The sequence below is a fragment of the Acidisoma sibiricum genome, assembly GCF_057837225.1.
In genome coordinates, this window is the sequence record NZ_JBYQFD010000002.1 from 377,402 (window position 1) to 395,244 (window position 17,843).

Consider the following 17,843-nt stretch of genomic DNA (forward strand, 5'->3'; position numbering starts at 1 on the left):
TATGGCCGACGAAGACGACAAAAAATTCATGGCTCGGGCGATCGAGCTGTCCCGCATCACCTCGATGGTCGAGAGCGCCGGCGGCGTCTTCGGCTGCGTCATCGTGAAAGACGGCAAGATCATCGGCGAAGGCGCCAACCGCGTCGTCGCGGAAAATGATCCGACCTGGCATGGCGAGATCGAAGCGATCCGTAATGCCTGCAAGGCCGAGGGCAGCTTCAAGCTTGACGGGGCGACGCTTTATACCAGTGCGGAACCCTGCCCCATGTGCATGGGGGCAACCTATTGGGCCGGGATCGAGAAAGTGTTTTACGCGGCCTCGGTCGAGGACGCCCTGGAATACGGCAATTTCGACGACAGCAAGATCTATGCGGAAATCCGCAAGCCGGTCGACCAGCGTGACATGCCCATCAAGCAGATCATGCGCGCCGAGGCCGTCGAGATCTGGAAGATGTACCAGGCGAAAACTGACCGCGTTCAATACTGACGGATGCGCCTCTGACCGTGGGCGGCGTCACTCCGCCCGCGGGCTGAGGGCCCGGTAGACCGTATTGCGCGAGACGCCCAGGCGGCGGGCAGTCGCACTCAGATTGCCGCCCAGTTCGCGATGGACGGCGGCGATGCGCGCGACTGTCTGGGCGCGCAGGTTGACGGCGCCACTGCTGGCAGGTCCGACGGCTCCCACGATCGCGGCGTAATCGATCCGGTCAGGATGGTCGATCAGCGTCAGCCGCGTCAGCAGATTGCGCAGCTCCCGAATATTGCCGGGCCAGGCGTGACGCGCGAGATGGGCCAGGGCCGCCTCCTCGATTTGCGTGCTTTGATGGAGGGACGCCAGAATATGCCGCGCAATCTCAGCAAAATCAGTTCGCGCCCGCAGCGGCGGCAGTATCGCTTCGATTGTATCCAGACGGTAATAGAGATCCGCGCGGAACGCGCCCTGCGCCACGCGTTCGGCCAGGTCGACATGGGTCGCGGCGACCAGAAGGACATCGACCTTGCGGCTGGTGCCGCCGCCCACCGGCCGTATTGTCCAGTCATCAAGCAGCCGCAGCAGCACGGATTGCAGCGTGATTGGCATGTCGCCGATTTCATCCAGAAACAGCGTGCCGCCATGCGCCTGCATGACCAAGCCAGGGGCGCCACCGCGCCGGGCGCCGGTGAAGGCACCCTCCGCATGACCGAACAACTCCGCCTCCACCAGCGTATCCGGCAAGGCCGCACAATTGACCGGCACGAAGGCACCACGCCTGCCGCTCGCCGTATGGGCATGGCGGGCCAGCTGTTCCTTGCCGGTGCCGGTCTCGCCCCGGATCAGGATCGGCAGTCCACGCAGTGCGGCCGCCTCCACCCTACGCATGGCCGTCACCACTGCCGGGTCGGCAGCCACGAAATTGGCCGCCTTGGCGGCCGGTGGGGTGGAAGAGACCCGGGGGGTTGGATTGAGATGCTCGATATGGGCCACGAAGACGCTGCCCACGCGGTCCTGCAACCGGGCGCGTGGGGCATGCCGCCCGGAATCGACGAAGGCACCGAAGGGCAGGCGGAAGACCTCCTCGAACTGGCGGCCAGCGACCGCCGGCAGGCCTTGCAAGAACAGCCGGGCGCGGGGCGTGGCACCCAGAATGACGCCGGCCGCATTGAAGGCCATCAGCCCCGCGCTCAGCGTATGCAGAAACTCCGCGCGATTATGGAAAGCGATGACGATTGCGTCGCGATGCAATTCCCGGAATAATCCGTTCTCGATCTGCGTGGCCGCCATGCCGACCAGCGCACGGGTATGCTGCTGCCGCGACCGGCAGTCGGATGAGGCGTCCAACACCCCCGCGAGCGTGCCATCGGGTGCGAAGACAGGCGCGGCCGTACAGGTCAATTGTGCATAGCGGTTGAAGAAGTGCTCGCCACCATGGATTGTCAAAGCCCGCTGCGTGGTCGCGACACTGCCAAGGGCGTTGGTCCCGCAACTTGGCTCGGACCACAGGCAGCCGGGACGGATGCGCGTTGTGTCGGCGGTCGTGTTGAAGCTGTTATCGGCGATCGTATCCAGCAGCAGCCCGTCGCTCAGCGCGAAGGCGATCATGAAATTGCTGCCGGCAATCTGATGATATAGCGTCTCCATCTCAGCGAGTACGAGGGGGCGCATGGCACCCGCGGCGTTGCGCGCGTGATGCAGGGCGCCCGCTTCGACATGCTTCAGGGCAGGGGGCTTGTCAGGATCAAGCCCATAGCTCAGGCAGCGCGACCAGCTCGCGGAGATATCCGGTGCCAGCAGATCGGCGGGTATGGCATGACGACGTTCCAGCACCGCACGTGCGCGAACCAGACGATCCTCTGCTGAAATCAGCATGGTTTCCCTAACAGCCCGCTTTCGGGGCATTGCAGAGACACTACCAAAGCCTTGGTGCCATGGGCAACTGTTCCGAAACGGAACACTGTCTTTCCCTCACCCTGTTCCGAACGGAACAGGCTTTGACATCATGCAGAAAACCAAGTCGCTGTTATGTCAGTGTAAACCGACTTGGCACGGTCTATGCAGCGATACCTCCTCAAGACCCGCCGACACGAAGCGGGCGAGAGGAGAAAAAGCCATGAAGGCAGCGGTCCTGCATCACTATGATGAAACGCTCTCATCAGAAACCTTTGTGCATTACGAAGACGTTCCTGATCCAAAGATCGAGCGCCCGACAGATGTGATTGTGCGCATCGGCGGCGCCGGGGTCTGCCGCACGGATCTGCATATCGTGGAAGGCATCTGGCGCAGCAAGGTCGATGTCCAGCTTCCTTATATCATGGGGCACGAGAATGCCGGCTGGATTGAGGAAATGGGGCCGGCGGTTGAGGGTTTTACGGTCGGCGACGCCGTGATCTGCCATCCGCTGGTCACCAGCGGCCATTGCCTGGCCTGCCGCCGCGGCGATGACATGCATGCAACTGACAGTCAGTTTCCCGGCGTCAACGCCAATGGCGGCTATGCCGACTATCTTCGCACCGGACACCGCTCCCTCATCAAACTTCCCAAGGGCTTGGCACCGAAGGATGTGGCACCCTATACGGATGCAGGATTGACCGCCTATCGCGCCGCCAAAAAAGCCTCGCGTCATCTTCTGCCGGGCCAGTTCGTGGTCGTCATCGGTGCCGGCGGCCTCGGCCATATCGGCATCCAGGTCCTGGCGGCTCTCTGTGCGGCCGAGATTATCGCGGTTGACAGGTCCGACACCGGCCTCGCGCTCGCGAAAGAGTGCGGCGCCCATCACCAGGTCCGGGCGGACGGTGATGAGGTCGAGAATATCCTGGCGCTGACCGGCGGCCGCGGGGCCGAAGCGGTGATCGACTTCGTGGGCGAAGGCGATGCGGTCGCCAAGGGCCTGGCGATGACCGCGAATGGCGGCTTCTACTACATTGTCGGATACGGCGGCCGCATCGAGATGCCGACGCTCGACATGATCACGTCTGAAAAGACCATCGTCGGCAATCTGGTCGGGACCTACCCCGAACTCGTCGAGCTGATGGCGCTCGCCGATCGCGGCCTCGTGCATCTTTCGACGCGCGAATACCGGCTGAAGGACGCCAATCAGGCGCTGCACGACCTGCATCACGGGCGAATCCGCGGCCGCGCGGTCCTGATACCGTGATGGCAGCGGGGGAAGTGGCGATGACGGAGGAGGAGCGGTCGAAGGATGAATTTTTCAAGCGCGTCGGCTTGCTGGCGCAGGAGATGATCGACGCCCATGGCAAGGATTTCACCATGGGGACATTGATCCTGGCGGCACGTTTCATTGCGGATGGAAAACAGATGGGCCGGCCGGGGAGCACGGAGCCGGCGACCTGACTGTCTCAATTTGACACAATACAGACCGTCGATGTCCCATAATAATACATGGTGCGTTGCAGTAAAAATAAGAACTAATGAAATACTTGCGTAAATACTCGTTCAAGGTGATAGTTCGGCCCTGGCACGGCACTTGCTATCTATTATAGGGCGGCACGGCCTGCAGCGGAGTCACCAAGAACCGCAGTGTTGCATCGGCCGCTTCGCCGCAAAACGGATCGAATGATCACACAAGATCTAAGGAGATGTTCAGATGCCTGAAGGCCTGTCGTTAACCAAGATCACAGCACAGAAGGGGATCAGCATCGGCGAAGCCGCCAAACGCGTCGCCGATCTGGGCTGGACGCCAAGCTATGTCCAGGAAGCGATGACCTTCCCGACCGACTACAAGATCAAGAAGGCACCGCGCGATCCGATGAAGCAGGTGCTGCGCTCCTATTTCCCGATGCAGGAGGAAAAGGACAACCGCGTCTATGGCGCGCTGGATGCGGCGCTGCGCGGCGATATGTTCCGCAATGTGGAGCCGCGCTGGGTCGAATGGATGAAGCTGTTCCTGGCGATTATTCCGTTCCCGGAAATTTCGGCCGCGCGGTCCATGGCCATGGTGGCACGTCTGGCGCCGGGTGAGGAGCTGCGCACGGGCTTCACCATGCAGATGGTGGATGAGTTCCGGCACTCGACCATTCAGATGAATCTCAAGAAGTGGTATATGGAGAATTATATCGACCCGGCCGGGTTCGATATTACCGAAGCCGCTTTCGGACGCTGCTATGCGACCACAATCGGCCGCCAGTTCGCCGAAGGTTTCGTCACGGGTGACGCCATCACCTCCGCCAATATCTATCTGACGGTCGTGGCCGAAACCGCTTTCACCAATACGCTCTTCGTCGCCATGCCGTCGGAAGCCGCGCGCAACGGCGACTATGCACTGCCAACCGTCTTCCTGTCGGTGCAGTCGGATGAGAGCCGGCATATCGGCAATGGCCATTCCATGCTGATGTCCATCATCAACGATCCCGACAACCATCAGCTGATCGAGCGTGATCTGCGCTATGCCTTCTGGCAGAACCACGCAATCGTTGATGCCGCCATCGGCACGCTGATCGAATATGCGACCACCGACCGCGACAAGAACAAGGAAAGCTATGCCGAGCTGTGGCATCGCTGGATCTACGAGGATTACTACCGCACCTATATGCTGCCGCTCGAGAAATACGGCATCAAGATCCATCATGATGACGTGCATGCCGCCTGGGAGCGGATGGTCAAGAAGCACTATGTGCATAAGACCGCCCAGTTCTTCTCGGTCGGCTGGCCGCTCAACTTCTGGCGGATCGAAGCGCAGACCGAAAAAGATTTCGAGTGGTTTGAGCATAAGTATCCGGGCTGGTATGCCGAATTCGGCGATTACTGGAAGTGGTACGCCAAGCTGAGCAAGCCCGGTGAGACGGTCATGACCTTCAACACCGAGACGGGCTATGTCTATCCGCATCGCTGCTGGAGCTGCATGGTGCCTTGCCTGATCCGCGAGGACATCGTCTGTGACGAGGTTGACGGCAAGATCCAGACCTATTGTTCGGAGCTGTGCCGCTGGACCCACAAAACCGCCTTTGCGGCCACCTATGAAGGCCGGCCGACGCCCGCGATGGGCCGTTTCAGCGGCCGGCGCGAGTGGGAGGAGTGCTACCATGGCTGGGATCTGGCCGATGCCATCCAGGACCTGGGCTTCGTCCGTGGCGACGGCAAAACCCTGGTGCCGCAGCCGCATCTGCGCTTCGACGACAAGCAGATGTGGACGCTGGACCATGTGCGCGGCCACACGCTCGGCAGCCCGCTGCTGACGATCCGCGGCATGACGCCCGAGGCGCGGGAAGCGCATCTCGCCGAATACCGCAAGGGCTTCAAGATCAATCCGATCAACTGATTGGGTGATGACGAAACGGGGCGCGGCCTAATGGCCGCGCCCCGCCACGCCGCATCCCGAAAAGGGCCATCATGAACGATATTCTTCACAAAGCCGAAACCGAGGTCGTGACCCATACTGTGCGTTTCGAGCCGATGGGCATCGAAATGACGGTAGATGAGGGAGAGACTGTGCTGGATGCCGCCTTCCGCCAGGGCATCTCCGTCATGCATGGCTGCAAGGAAGGCCAATGTTCGAGCTGTAAATCCAAGCTTCTCGATGGTGACATCGAAATGCTGAAATATTCGACCTTCGCGCTACCCGAATCGGAGCGCGACACCGACCATATTCTCCTCTGCCGCACGCTGGCCTATAGCGACATCACGGTGGAGCTGCTCAATTACGATGAGGATCTGCTCAGCCGCTCCATCGCGGTGAAGGAAATTGCCGCGAGCGTCGTCTCCGTCCAGGCATTGACGCGCGACATCCGGCTGCTGACGGTGGAATTGCGCGCGCCCTTGCGCTTCTGGGCCGGGCAATATGTCGATATCACCATTCCCGGCAGCGGCATTACGCGGTCCTTCTCGATGGCTAATCCGCCATCTGCCGAAGGCGTGCGGACCCTGCAATTCATCATCAAGATCTACCCCCAGGGTGCCTTCTCATCGCGCCTCGAAGGCGGCCTCGCTGCCGGTGACGCGCTCACCGTCAAAGGCCCCTACGGCACCTGCTTTCATCGCGAGGGCCGGTCAGGCCCGCTGGTGCTGGTCGGCGGCGGCTCCGGCATGTCGCCGCTCTGGTCGATCCTGCAGGATCATATCGCTCAGGGTGACACGCGGCCGGTGCGCTTCTTCTATGGCGCCCGCACTAAGGCCGATCTGTTTCACCTGGCGGAATTCGCGGCGATCGCGCAGACGCTGCCCGATTTCAAATTCATCCCCGCGCTGTCGCATGCCGAAGCAGGCGACGACTGGCAGGGCGAGACCGGTTTCGTGCATGACGTGGTCGCGCGTGTGCTGCGGGCGGAGGGACTGGAGGGCGAGATCGACGCCTATTCCTGCGGTCCGCCACCCATGATCGATGCCGTGCTGCCGGTTCTGCAAATGGCCGGGGTTGAGCCCGAACGCATCTATTTCGACAAGTTCACGACGGCGACGCGCTGACCGCGCGCACCCCAAAAGAAAAATAGGGAGAGACACCATGAGTGCAGCAGTGCAACCGCCGGCAGAACCGGTGAAGTCGGGCGCCGCCGGGGCCGCGACCTTCGCGGGGTCCGACAGCCGCAAATACAATTACTTCGACCCCAAGGGGCGGCGGGCGACGCATTACGAGGATATGACCGTCGATGTGCAACCCGATCCGAAGCGCTATTTGCTGCAGGATTGGATCATCTCCTTCGCCGATGGCACGCCGACCTATTCGGAAAGCTGGACCGCGGCCAAATCAAGCGACTGGCATGCCTATCGCAGCATCGATCAGGAATGGGAGCGCACGCATTACCAGCGTCAGTCCACCATCTGCGGCATGATCCAGAATGTCGTGGAGAATGGCCGCCGCTCCGGCGCGCCGAAGCGCTTCGATCCGGCCTGGGTCAAGATCCTGCAGGATCATGTCGGGGCCTATAAGCATGCCGAATTCGGCCTGGGCACCGCGACGATGCAGGCGCAGCGCTACGGCTATACCCAGATGATCAATAACGCGATCCTGACCAACTCCTCCTACAAAATCCGCTTCGCGCAGGATCTGACGCTTTACCTGTCGGAGATCGGTCTCGATATCGAGAATTTCGACGGCGATGCGGGCAAGCGGCACTGGGTCGATGATCCGATCTGGCAGGGCACGCGCCGTGCGGTGGAAACGATTGGCGGCGCGACCGACTTTCTGGAGCAGTATTTCGCCGTCAACCTGATCTTCGAGCCCCTGGTCGGTGAGCTGTTCCGCAGTGGCTTCGTCATGCAGGCCGCCGCCTCCCAGAACGATTTCATAACCCCGGCCGTGGTCTCCGCCGCCGAGGGTGATTACGAACGCAATCTGGCGAATGCGGTCGAGCTGTTCCGCATGCTCATGCTGGATGAGGCGCATGCCGATCACAACCGGCTGCTCTTCGGCACCTGGCTGCACAAGCATGGCACTCTGGGGATCGCCGCGGCCCGGGAGCTGCAGCCGATCTGGTCGCTGCCGCGGGTGAAGGTGGCACAGTTCACGGAAGCCTTCGACCTTGCGAAGAACCGGCTCCGGGCGATCGGCGCTGAGACCAATATCGATGTGCGATCCATCGTCGACGTGTGACGCGCGGCCATAAAAACCAAGGAAAAACCGATGTCCCATAGCGACAATATCTTCAAGTCCATGAAGGATATGCAGTTCGAGACCACGATTTCGGTCCAGTGCGGTGTCACCATGAATGACAGCGTCGAGGCGCGTGTCATTGCCGAGGTCATGAGTGAGAAGCCCGGGGTGACGGTCACCTATATGCCAGCGATGATCAGAATCGACGGCGAGGGTCGCATGGAGTTCAAGATGGATGAAATCACCGAACGGCTGGGACGTGAGATGACGCCCTATCTGTTCGAGATTTCAACCTCCACCCATTACGGAAGAATGGTGATGGTGGATGACAATACCGTCGTGCTGTTCGGCAATATGGACGATGTCAAAGAATTCATCTGACGGCTGACAAGCCGGGAAGGGGAGAGACCGATGTATAAAACAAAAGACGGCGAAGAAATCTTCATCATCGACGGGCATGTTCATCTGTGGGATGCGAGCCCCGCCAACCAGCGCAATGTTCACGGCGCGGAATTCATCAACTGCTTTTACGGCTATCATACCGCGCTTAGCCCCAAGGAAGAGGTCTGGCCGCGGGAGAAGTTCGAGAAATATGGCGCCGAGACCATGTATGAGGACCTGTTCGTCAAAGGCTATGACGACATGGCGATCTTCCAGCCGACCTATCTGAAGGAGTTCTACAAGAACGGCTTCAACACGCTGGAGCAGAATGCCAGCCTCGGCACCCGCTACCCCGATCGTTTCATCGTCAATGGCGCTTTCGATCCGCGTCACGGCGAAGCCGGGCTTGATCAGCTTCAGGCGGATGTCGAGCAATACGGCATCAAGGGCGTCAAGCTCTATACGGCGGAATGGATCGGCGACAGCAAGGGCTACAAACTGTCGGATGATCATGCCAAGCGCTATCTGGAGCGGGCGGAAAAGCTTGGCATCAAGAACATCCATGTCCATAAGGGACCGACCATCCTGCCGCTGAACCGCGATGCCTTCGATGTCGCGGATATCGACGATGCTGCAACCTGTTTTCCCAATCTCAACTTCATCGTCGAGCATTGCGGCCTGCCGCGGCTGGATGATTTCTGCTGGATCGCGGTGCAGGAGCCGAACGTCTATGGCGGGCTCGCGGTGGCACTGCCCTTCATCCACAGCCGTCCGGCCTATTTCGCCCACATCATTTCCGAGCTGCTCTTCTGGCTCGGCGAAGATCGCATCCTGTTCGGCAGCGATTACGGCATCTGGACGCCGAAATGGCTGGTCGATCAGTTCATGGAATTTGAACTGCCGGATGATGTGCGGAAGGAGACCAAGGTCGATCTGTCGCTCACGGCCAAGAAGAAGATCCTCGGCCTCAATGCCGCGCGGATCTACAATATCGACATCGAAGCCAAGAAGGCCGCTTTGGGCTATCGCCAAAGCGTCGCTGCCGAATGAGCCGCGAAAGCGAGGTCTGGCGCCAGCTCGGGACTGTCAACGATCCCGAGCTGGACGAATCCGTGACGGAGCTTCGCTTCGTCACGGCGGTCGCGGTGGATGACGCCGGCGCGGTGGATGTCAGCTTCCGGCTGCCGACCTATTGGTGTGCCGCAAACTTCGCCTTTCTGATGGCGGAGGATATGCGGCTGGCGGTCGCAAGCCTGCCCTGGGTCACCGATGTCTCGGTGACTTTGGGTGAGCATATGTATGCCGAGACCATCAATACCGGCATCGCGGCGAAACGCTCCTTTCAGACATCCTTCGGCGATGCCGCCGACGGCGATCTGGAAGCGGTGCGCCGCACCTTTCTCGTCAAGGCCTTCCAGCGCCGCCAGGTGGCCTTGGTCGAGCATCTGCTGGCGGCGGGACTGTCGGCGGAAACGCTGGCGGCCATGTCCATAGCGGATCTACATGCGCTGGATGCCGATGCCGGGCGGCAAGCGCTGGTCGCGCGCTACCTCGATCGTCGCGGGGTGGTGGGGCCGGCTGGGCCCGCTGCGCCGGCCTTCGTCGATGAGGGAGGGCAGGCAGTGCCCGCCGATGCGTTCCGCACCCATATCCGTGCGCTGCGCCGGGTCGCAGTGACTGTGGAGTTCAACGGCGCACTCTGCCGCGGGCTTCTCGCGGCGCGCTTCGACGAGCCGGAGGAGACGGAGGAGGGACCGGGCCTGCGTCATTTTATCCATGCCTTGCCGGCGGAGAAACGCAGCAGCGTGTGACGAGGCGATAGGCGCACCCGCCGGGCACTCAACCGGCACAATCGGGGCGTGGCCAGGGACAGGAAACGGAGAGACGCAATGGCCAAGATGATGCTGCATGATGATGAGGCACGCCAGGCGCTCGGCCGTGGCGTCGCCAAGCTGGCGCGGGCAGTGCGCGGCACACTCGGCCCCCGCGGGATGAATGCGATCATTGACCGGCCGATTGGTACGCCGCTGATCTCGCGCGATGGGGTCAGCATCGCGCAGGAAATCGAGCTGCCCTGTGCCTTCGAGAATATGGGCGCGCAGGTTCTGCGGGAGGTCTCCAAACAGACCAATGACATTGCGGGGGACGGCACCACGACCGCGACGGTGCTGGCGGATGCCATGGTGCAGCAGGGCCTGGCCTTCCTGGCGGAGGGGGCCAATCCGGTCGATCTCGTCGCCGGTCTCGATCTGGCGGTCGCCGAAGCGCTGGTGGCCCTGCAGCGCAGCGCGCGGCCCTTGCAGGGGGCGGCCGAAACCCTGGCAGTCGCCACCATTGCCGCCAATGATGCGGCGACGGGGGCGATGGTGGCCGAGGCGATCGAGCGGGTCGGGCCGGACGGCATCGTCACGGTGGAGTTCGGCAGCACCGTCGAGACGGTGCTGGAGGTGGTGGACGGCATGTCCTTCGACCGTGGCTACCTCTCCCATCACATGGTCACCGATATCGAGCGCATGCAGGTGGTGCTGGATGATCCGCTGATCCTGATGACCGATCTTAAGCTGTCCGGCCCGGAGGATGTGAGTGCCATCGAGGCGCTGCTGGAAGGCAGCCGCCGGCCACTTCTGATCCTGGCCGAGGAGGTCGCCCCTGGCTGTCTCATGCAGCTTCTCAGCCGGCGGGATCGCGGGTTGCCGCCGGTCGCGGCCATCCACCCGCCAGAATACGGCCATTGGCGTCGCTCCATGCTGGAAGACATTGCCATCGTCACGGGCGGCCGCGTGATTGCGCGCGACCTCGGCGGCACGCTGGCCGGCATGACGCGCCGGGATCTGGGACAGGCAAGGCAGGTGCGGATCTCGGCCGACCAGACGCTCATCAGCGCCGGCGGCGGAGACCTGTCGGCCATCGCGGCGCGGCGGGGGCAGGTGATGCGGCAGCTGGATGCGGCCCCGCAGAATATCGAGCGCGACAAGCTGCAGGAACGGCTCGCCAAACTGTCCGGCGGATCGGCCATTATCCTGGTGGGGGGTGCCACGCCTGTCGCACAGAAGCGCCAGGCGCAGATGATCGAGGATGCGGTCAATGCCACCCGCGCCGCGGTGCAGGATGGGGTAGTCGCCGGTGGCGGCACGGCCTTGGCACAGATCGCCCCCGATCTCACGCCCATGATGGAGCGGTTGAGTCCCGGCAAACGCCTGGGCGCCAGCCTGCTGCAAGGGGCTCTGGCACAGCCGCTGTTTTCCATCGCGACCAATTGCGGGTTGAATGCGGCGGAGATTGTGCCGCGCGTGACACAGGCACCGCGGGGCTATGGGCTGGATGCGCGCAGCGGCGAGATTGTCGCGCTGATGCCGGCCGGTGTGCTGGACCCGGTGAAGGTCAGCATTACCGCGCTGCGCAACGCGGCCTCGGTCGCCGGGTTGATCCTGACCACTCAGACCCTGGTCGCGAGCATTCCCGATGGGGATGATCCGACCGCCGGACCGGCTTTAGGGGGTGGTGCCGAGCGTCTGGGCCGGGCCTAACGGTTCACCCTGGCAGTTTCTGACCAATCGGCGCTATTCTGCCCGGCAAAAGAAGGCGCACCAGAGGCGCCGAACCGTCCGCGCAGCCGGCGGGCGAGAGGGAAGGAACAGCCATGCCAGGCCCCAAGCCTGATCCGCAGGGCTTGCGACCGTTCACCATCCAGCACGCGAGCGAGGCCAGCGGCACCATGCGTGCCTGGGAACGGTTTCTGACCGACGATCCGCATGGCATCGATCCGCTGCGCAATGTCGTCGTGTCTTCCTGGCGGCGCAGCCGGGAGCTGGGTATCAATCCCTGCGGGCGGGCGGCGCCGCTTGCGGCCCATGGTGATGCGATGGCGCATCTGCGGGCGCGCCATGCAGGGCTCCTCGCGGCCGCTGCGGATGTTTTCACGACCTCGGCCCAGCTGCTGGGCGGCTCCCGCTCTCTCATGCTGCTCACCAACCCGGATGGTATCGTGCTGGATGCCGTTGGTGACCCGCAAACGCTGGATGACGGCCAGACCATTCATCTCATGCAGGGCGGTGACTGGCGGGAAGATACCGTCGGCACCAATGGCATCGGCACCGCCCTTGCCACGCGCCGGCCCGCCCAGGTCCATGCCGCGGAACATTTCTGTGAGGGTATCAAAGCCTGGACCTGTGCGGCCGCACCGATCTTTGAACTGGGCACCGGGCAGGTGCTCGGCATCGTCGATATTTCCGGGCCGCCCAACACCTATCAGCGCAACAATCTCAGCCTGGCCGTGTCGATCGCGCGGCAGATAGAGATGGTGATGCATGAGCGTGCGAGCCGGGAGCGCATGCGGCTGCTGGAAGTATGCCTGGAGCGGATGTCGGCGAGCGACGTTGCGGGTCTGGTCGCGATCGACCGGGAGGGGCGTCTCGTTCATAACAGCGGCCGGCTGCCGCATCTGGGGTCGGTCGGCCAGCGTCTGCCGGGGCTGGATCGCCATGCCGCGGTCGATGATTGGGTTCTGACCCTGCCGCCCTCGCTCAGCGCCGACTGGTTCGACGTGGTGCGGGTGGATGGGCGCGCCATCGGCGCCGTGCTGGTCATTCCCGAATCCGCCCGGCCGCGCGCGATGGCGGCCCCAGGGAGCGACCTAGGCTTTGACGCGATTGTGGGCGACAGCCCGGCTTTGGCGCAGGTCCTGACGCGAACCCGCCAGCTGCGCGGCAAGCGCGTGCCCGTCCTGATCGAGGGGGAGACAGGCGTCGGCAAGGAGCTTTTCGCCCGCGCGCTACATGGCGAGATGCGGGACGGCCATCCCTTTGTCGTCTTCAACTGCGGTGCCGTGGTCAAGGAACTGCTGGCGAGCGAGTTGTTCGGCTATGTCCGCGGCGCGTTCACGGGCGCCACCACGGCCGGGGCCGTCGGGCGCTTCGAGCAGGCGCATGGCGGTACGCTATGTCTGGATGAAATCGGTGAGATGCCGCTCGATCTGCAATCCTTCCTGCTGCGCGTGCTGGAGGATGGCGTCATCTACCGGCTGGGCAGCGGCCAGCCGCATGCGGTGGATGTCCGTCTCGTCGCCATGACCAACCGCAATCTGCTGGACGAGGTGGCTGCCGGGCGCTTCCGCCGCGATCTCTATCATCGCTTGAGCGTGACCCGCCTGCAGCCGCCGCCCTTGCGCGACAGGGCGGATGACATCGACCTTCTGGTCGCGCATTTCAATCGGCAATTGGCCGCGCGCCACGGCGTGCCGGAACGTCGCTTCGGCGGGCCCGCTTTGGCGCTGCTGCGGGACTATGATTGGCCTGGCAATGTGCGGGAGCTGCGCAATCTGGTCGAAAGCCTGCTGCTGATGGCCGAGGGTGAATGGGTGAGCGAGGCGGAAATCGCCTGTTTGATCGAGCATCGGCCTTGTCCAGGCATCATGGCAGAGCCGAACAGCGCGAGCCTTGAGGATGCGGAACGCGTCGCGATCCTGCAGGCGACGCGGCACTGCCATGGCAACCTGGCGGAGGCCGCGCGATCCTTGCGCATTTCCCGCAGCACGCTCTATCGCAAGATGGAGCGCTACGGCCTGTCACCGCGCCAGGACACGGGCGGATAAGCGATACGAGCGGAAGGACATCATGAACGCCACAATCGACCATGGACGACGCCTGGCCGGGAAAGTCGCCATTATCACGGGTGCGGCCAAGGGCATCGGGCTCGCCACCGCCAGGCTCTTTCTCGCGCAAGGTGCGAATGTGGTGCTGTCAGACCTTGATCTGGACGAAATCCGTAGCCGCGCATCTGACCTTTCGGCCGAGGGTGCCGGCGCGGCGATCGGCGTCGCTTGCGATGTGCGGCGGGAGGAGGATATTCGCGCCCTGGTCGCGACGGCGATAGACCACTTCGGCCGCCTGGACATTCTGGTCGCGAATGCCGGCATCATCCCGGAAGCCTTCCTGGAACAGGCAACCGCCGAACTTTGGGATGAGACCATGGCGGTGGACGGCCGCGGCATGTTTCTCTCCGCCAAATATGCGGCCGCCGAGATGGTCCGTGCCGGGTCGGGTGCCATCGTCTTCCTGTCCTCGGTCTCGGCCCATGTCGGCCAGCTCGGTCAGGTCGTCTATGGCCCGGCCAAGTTCGTGGCCTCAGGCCTGACCAAGCATCTGGCGGTTGAACTGGCGCCCAAAGGCGTGCGGGTGAACGCAGTCGCACCAGGCACGATTGCCACACCCGCCGTCGCCGCCATGGCGCCCGAAGGCATCGCCCGAGGTGTCGCGAAACATCCCATCGGGCGGATTGGTGAGGCGGAGGAGGTCGCCTGGGCCATTCTGTTTCTGGCTTCCGACGAGGCCTCCTTCATCACCGGCGCCATCCTGCCGGTCGATGGCGGCTTCCTGTCGCAATAGGTCGAGGGCGGCGGCGCGCTCAGCTGGTCGGGCTGCCGGCCAGATACCAGGCTATCAGCTGCAACCGCAGTTCCAACCGCGACATCGGTTCCAGATCCAGCGCCAGAATTTCCTCGATGCGTTCGATCCGGTTGAGCAGCGTATGGCGATGGATGCCCAGGATTCGTGCGGAGGTCGAGACGTTCCAATCATTGTCGAGTAGACAGGCGAGGGACTGGACCAGCGCCCCTTCCTGAGAGCGCTCATTCTGCAGCAGGCGCAGAATGGAGGGAAACAGCCGCTCCGCTGCGGGTTTCTGGTCGGCGACCTGCAAAAACCGGCCGAGGGCGGTCAACTCTTCCGAGCGCACGATACGCCGGGTGGGTTGCAGGAAGCGGGCGAGGCGCAAGGCCTCCCGCGCGCGGGCATAGCCTGCGGGGGCCTCTGTCACCTCATCAAGCGCAGGGCTGACCGCGATCCGCGGGCGGAGCTTCGCGGTCTCCAGCATCTCGACCAGGGCCGTCAGCGTCTCCCGCGCCACCGGTCCCTTGCTCCGTTGCAGCACGCCCAGCAGCAGGCTGCCGCGGCGCCCGACTTGGCCGCTCAAATTCTGCCGCCGCATGAAGGTGCGGATCAGGCCGAGCGCGCTGGCGCCGTTCGGCCCCTCCACATCAGCCGCAAAGGCGATGAAAGGGTTGCCGGGGCGCAAACCCAGCTCAGCGCCCGCATCCGCCGTGGCGCCCGTGCCATGCAGGACATCGACCACCCGATCCTCGACCTGCCGCTCGGCCAGGCGCGCGATCTCGGCTGCCTGGGACAGCAGCAGGGCGGCTGCCATCGCGCCCGCCTCGGCAGCCAACGTGTCAAAGCGGCTGATCTCGTCACGGTCGCTTTCGATCACCAGCCAGCCGCTCGATTGCGGCAGTGTGGGTATGGCGGCGACGAAGCCCAGGCTGCGTTCGGCGGAGCCGAGCCGCTGCGCGCTGCCGCCGATGGGCTTGAGTGCGGCCAGCGCCGCCGTCGCCTCGGATGTCAGGCTGGTCGCGCCGAAGATGCCCGCGCCGTCATCCGCCACGCGATGCCGCGCCAGAAGCTGCGCACCGGTATCGACGATGCCGATATTGCGGCCGAACAGACGCCCCAGCCGCGTGCAGAGAGCGGGCAGGCCGCCGCCGCGCATCACGATCTGCAGCAGATCCCGGTTCAGCCGCTCGGCACTTTCCAGCGCCACATATTGCGACTGCACGAGATGGGTGAGCAGGCTGTGCGTCACATCCCGGAAGTTGATCGCCCAAGGCAGCACGATGATGGGAATGCCGAGCGCCTCGCTCCGCTCCAGCATCACCGCCGGCACCCGGTCCATATAGGTGCCGAGCGCGATGACGAGGCCCGCGATCTGCAGCTTGTCCATCACCGTGAAAATGTCGCGCTGCAATCGCTCATTGCCGCCCAGCACGACCCCGGCCGTCATGATCAGCTCGTTGCCGGTCAGCGAGTCTTCGATATCCTCGTGATCGACGACATGCACCCAGCGCAGCCGCCGACCAAGCCCCCCATGGCCCGAGACCACGGTCGCCTGGTCAAGCGGGGCGATGGCGAGGCATTCGGCGACCGTGAGACCGAAATCCGATGCGGTGACGGGTGGCAATGCCGTGTCTTATGCGGCGGCAGTGTGGGTATTGCGATAGGCCGCCGCAGGGTGGCTGTCGGCGACGCGCTGATGGCCAGCGCCGAACAGATTCTCACGCAGCGTGGTGCCCTCATATGCGGTGCGGTAGCGGCCGCGCCGCTGCAGCTCCGGCACCACGAAATCCGCGAAGTCCCCCGCCGTGCTGGGGGCCAGGAAGCCGCGCATGAGGAAACCGTCAAGGTCGAAAGTGTCCGACCAGCGCTCGATCTCGTCGGCGCAGCGCCCCGGGCCGCCGCAGACGAACAGGCGCTTGCGATCCAGCCTGGCCGCATCCTCGATGATGTCGCCCACCGTCCAGCCGGACGGGAAGGGGTAGCGCGATATATGGTCGGCCCCGGGACCGCCGGCTGCGATAATGTCCTCGATCTTTTCGTGCCGGCCATAGCGCGACAGATCCATGCCCGAACCAAAGCGGTGGGCCAGATAGCCATCCGCGCTCGCGAGCTTCATGAAATCCTCCAGCTTCGCCTCGGCTTCCGCATCGGTCGCGGCGCAGATGATATTGCATTCCGCAAAGAGCCGCACCTCGTCATGGCCGCGCCCGGCCTCGGCGGCGGTGCGCCGGATGTCCTGCACATGGCTCAGCAGGATGTCCTCGGTATAGCCACCGATGAAGATGCCCTCGGCATGTTTCGCCGCGAATTCGCGGCCGCGGTCGGAGCTTCCGGCCTGGAACAGCACCGGCGTGCGCTGCGGCGTGGGGGACATCAGATGCGGTCCGGCGACTTTGAAATGCACGCCGTCATGGTCGATCGCATGCACTTTCGTGGGGTCGCTGACCATGGAGGTTTCGGTATCCAGACGCAGCGCATCCTCCTCCCAGCTTTGCTCCCACAGCTTGAACGCGACATGGGCGTATTCTTCGGCGCGGTCATAGCGCGTGCCGTGGGGCATCGGCTCGATGCCGAAATTGGCGGCGGCGCCCGGCAGGTAGGAGGTCACGATGTTCCAGCCGACGCGGCCGTGGCTCAGCAGGTCAAGCGAACTCATCCGACGTGCGAAAGAAAAGGGATGTTCGTAGGTGGTCGAGCTGGTGGCGGCGAAGCCCAGATGCGTCGTCGCTGCGGCCATGGCCGGGATCAGAACCAAGGGATCATGGATCGGCACATGCATGCCTTCCCGCAGCGCCACATCCGGCGTGCCGCCGAAGCCGGCCGAGATGGCCAAGGTGTCGGCAAAGAACAGGGCATCGAACAAGCCGCGTTCCAGAGTTTTCGCCTGCTCGATCCAGAAGTCGAAATCACCGAAATTGCGGCGCTTGTTATCGGGGTGTCGCCACAGGCCGTAATTGTTATGGCTGATGGCGCCCATCTCCAGCAGCATGAAGTGGATCTGGCGGCCGTCTCTGCGTGCAGTCATGGCGTGGTCTCCGGGCGTTCTGGGCGGATC

15 protein-coding genes are annotated in these 17,843 nt (G+C 63.4%); 12 read left to right on the forward strand and 3 right to left on the reverse strand.

All coding sequences use genetic code 11. The features are described from left to right. Position 1: 1 nt before the first annotated feature. Complete coding sequence (locus tag AC3G7M_RS20145) at positions 2–487, forward strand: nucleoside deaminase (RefSeq protein WP_489216356.1); 486 nt, start codon at positions 2–4, stop codon at positions 485–487. 27 nt (positions 488–514) lie between these two features. Here the strand turns inward: AC3G7M_RS20145 and AC3G7M_RS20150 are convergent, their stop codons facing one another. Then, the gene (locus tag AC3G7M_RS20150; RefSeq protein WP_489216358.1) at positions 515–2,347 is read right to left on the reverse strand and encodes a sigma-54-dependent Fis family transcriptional regulator; all 1,833 of its coding nucleotides are present in this window, start codon (positions 2,345–2,347) and stop codon (positions 515–517) included. A 241-nt stretch (positions 2,348–2,588) separates the two neighbouring features. On the opposite strand from AC3G7M_RS20150, the gene AC3G7M_RS20155 reads away from it, so the two are divergent. The 11 genes from AC3G7M_RS20155 to AC3G7M_RS20205 all read left to right on the forward strand — a co-directional run bounded on the left by AC3G7M_RS20155 (position 2,589) and on the right by AC3G7M_RS20205 (position 14,785). Next, positions 2,589–3,632: an NAD(P)-dependent alcohol dehydrogenase gene (locus AC3G7M_RS20155; protein ID WP_489216360.1), complete on the forward strand. Its 1,044-nt coding sequence runs from the start codon at positions 2,589–2,591 to the stop codon at positions 3,630–3,632. After that, positions 3,632–3,829, forward strand: coding sequence for a hypothetical protein (locus AC3G7M_RS20160; RefSeq protein ID WP_489216362.1), 198 nt, complete (start codon positions 3,632–3,634; stop codon positions 3,827–3,829). The genes AC3G7M_RS20155 and AC3G7M_RS20160 overlap by 1 nt, the downstream gene beginning before the upstream one ends. Positions 3,830–4,082: 253 nt before the next feature. Continuing rightward, the gene (locus AC3G7M_RS20165) at positions 4,083–5,753 is read left to right on the forward strand and encodes an aromatic/alkene/methane monooxygenase hydroxylase/oxygenase subunit alpha (protein ID WP_489216364.1); all 1,671 of its coding nucleotides are present in this window, start codon (positions 4,083–4,085) and stop codon (positions 5,751–5,753) included. Between the two features lie 71 nt (positions 5,754–5,824). Further along, on the forward strand, positions 5,825–6,895 hold the full coding sequence (locus tag AC3G7M_RS20170; protein ID WP_489216366.1) for an NADH:ubiquinone reductase (Na(+)-transporting) subunit F: 1,071 nt from the start codon (positions 5,825–5,827) through the stop codon (positions 6,893–6,895). A 37-nt stretch (positions 6,896–6,932) separates the two neighbouring features. Next, complete coding sequence (locus AC3G7M_RS20175) at positions 6,933–8,021, forward strand: aromatic/alkene monooxygenase hydroxylase subunit beta (RefSeq protein ID WP_489216368.1); 1,089 nt, start codon at positions 6,933–6,935, stop codon at positions 8,019–8,021. A gap of 30 nt (positions 8,022–8,051) precedes the next feature. Next, entirely contained in the window at positions 8,052–8,402 is a 351-nt protein-coding gene (locus tag AC3G7M_RS20180; protein ID WP_489216370.1) for an MmoB/DmpM family protein, read from the forward strand. Between the two features lie 30 nt (positions 8,403–8,432). Continuing rightward, positions 8,433–9,452 (forward strand): amidohydrolase family protein, encoded by a 1,020-nt coding sequence (locus AC3G7M_RS20185; protein WP_489216372.1) that lies wholly within the window; start codon positions 8,433–8,435, stop codon positions 9,450–9,452. Next, positions 9,449–10,213 (forward strand): metal-sulfur cluster assembly factor, encoded by a 765-nt coding sequence (locus tag AC3G7M_RS20190; protein ID WP_489216374.1) that lies wholly within the window; start codon positions 9,449–9,451, stop codon positions 10,211–10,213. Before AC3G7M_RS20185 ends, AC3G7M_RS20190 begins: the two co-directional genes overlap by 4 nt. Before the next feature lie 78 nt (positions 10,214–10,291). Continuing rightward, complete coding sequence (locus tag AC3G7M_RS20195) at positions 10,292–11,929, forward strand: molecular chaperone GroEL (RefSeq protein ID WP_489216376.1); 1,638 nt, start codon at positions 10,292–10,294, stop codon at positions 11,927–11,929. 113 nt (positions 11,930–12,042) lie between these two features. Then, positions 12,043–13,992, forward strand: a complete 1,950-nt coding sequence (locus AC3G7M_RS20200; RefSeq protein WP_489216378.1) for a sigma-54-dependent Fis family transcriptional regulator — start codon at positions 12,043–12,045, stop codon at positions 13,990–13,992. Positions 13,993–14,014: 22 nt separating this feature from the next. After that, positions 14,015–14,785, forward strand: a complete 771-nt coding sequence (locus AC3G7M_RS20205; RefSeq protein WP_489216380.1) for an SDR family NAD(P)-dependent oxidoreductase — start codon at positions 14,015–14,017, stop codon at positions 14,783–14,785. A 19-nt stretch (positions 14,786–14,804) separates the two neighbouring features. Here AC3G7M_RS20205 and AC3G7M_RS20210 read toward each other — a convergent pair whose 3' ends face one another. Continuing rightward, positions 14,805–16,412 (reverse strand): PucR family transcriptional regulator, encoded by a 1,608-nt coding sequence (locus tag AC3G7M_RS20210; protein ID WP_489216382.1) that lies wholly within the window; start codon positions 16,410–16,412, stop codon positions 14,805–14,807. 9 nt (positions 16,413–16,421) lie between these two features. Then, positions 16,422–17,813 (reverse strand): NtaA/DmoA family FMN-dependent monooxygenase, encoded by a 1,392-nt coding sequence (locus AC3G7M_RS20215; protein ID WP_489216384.1) that lies wholly within the window; start codon positions 17,811–17,813, stop codon positions 16,422–16,424. Positions 17,814–17,843: the final 30 nt, after the last annotated feature.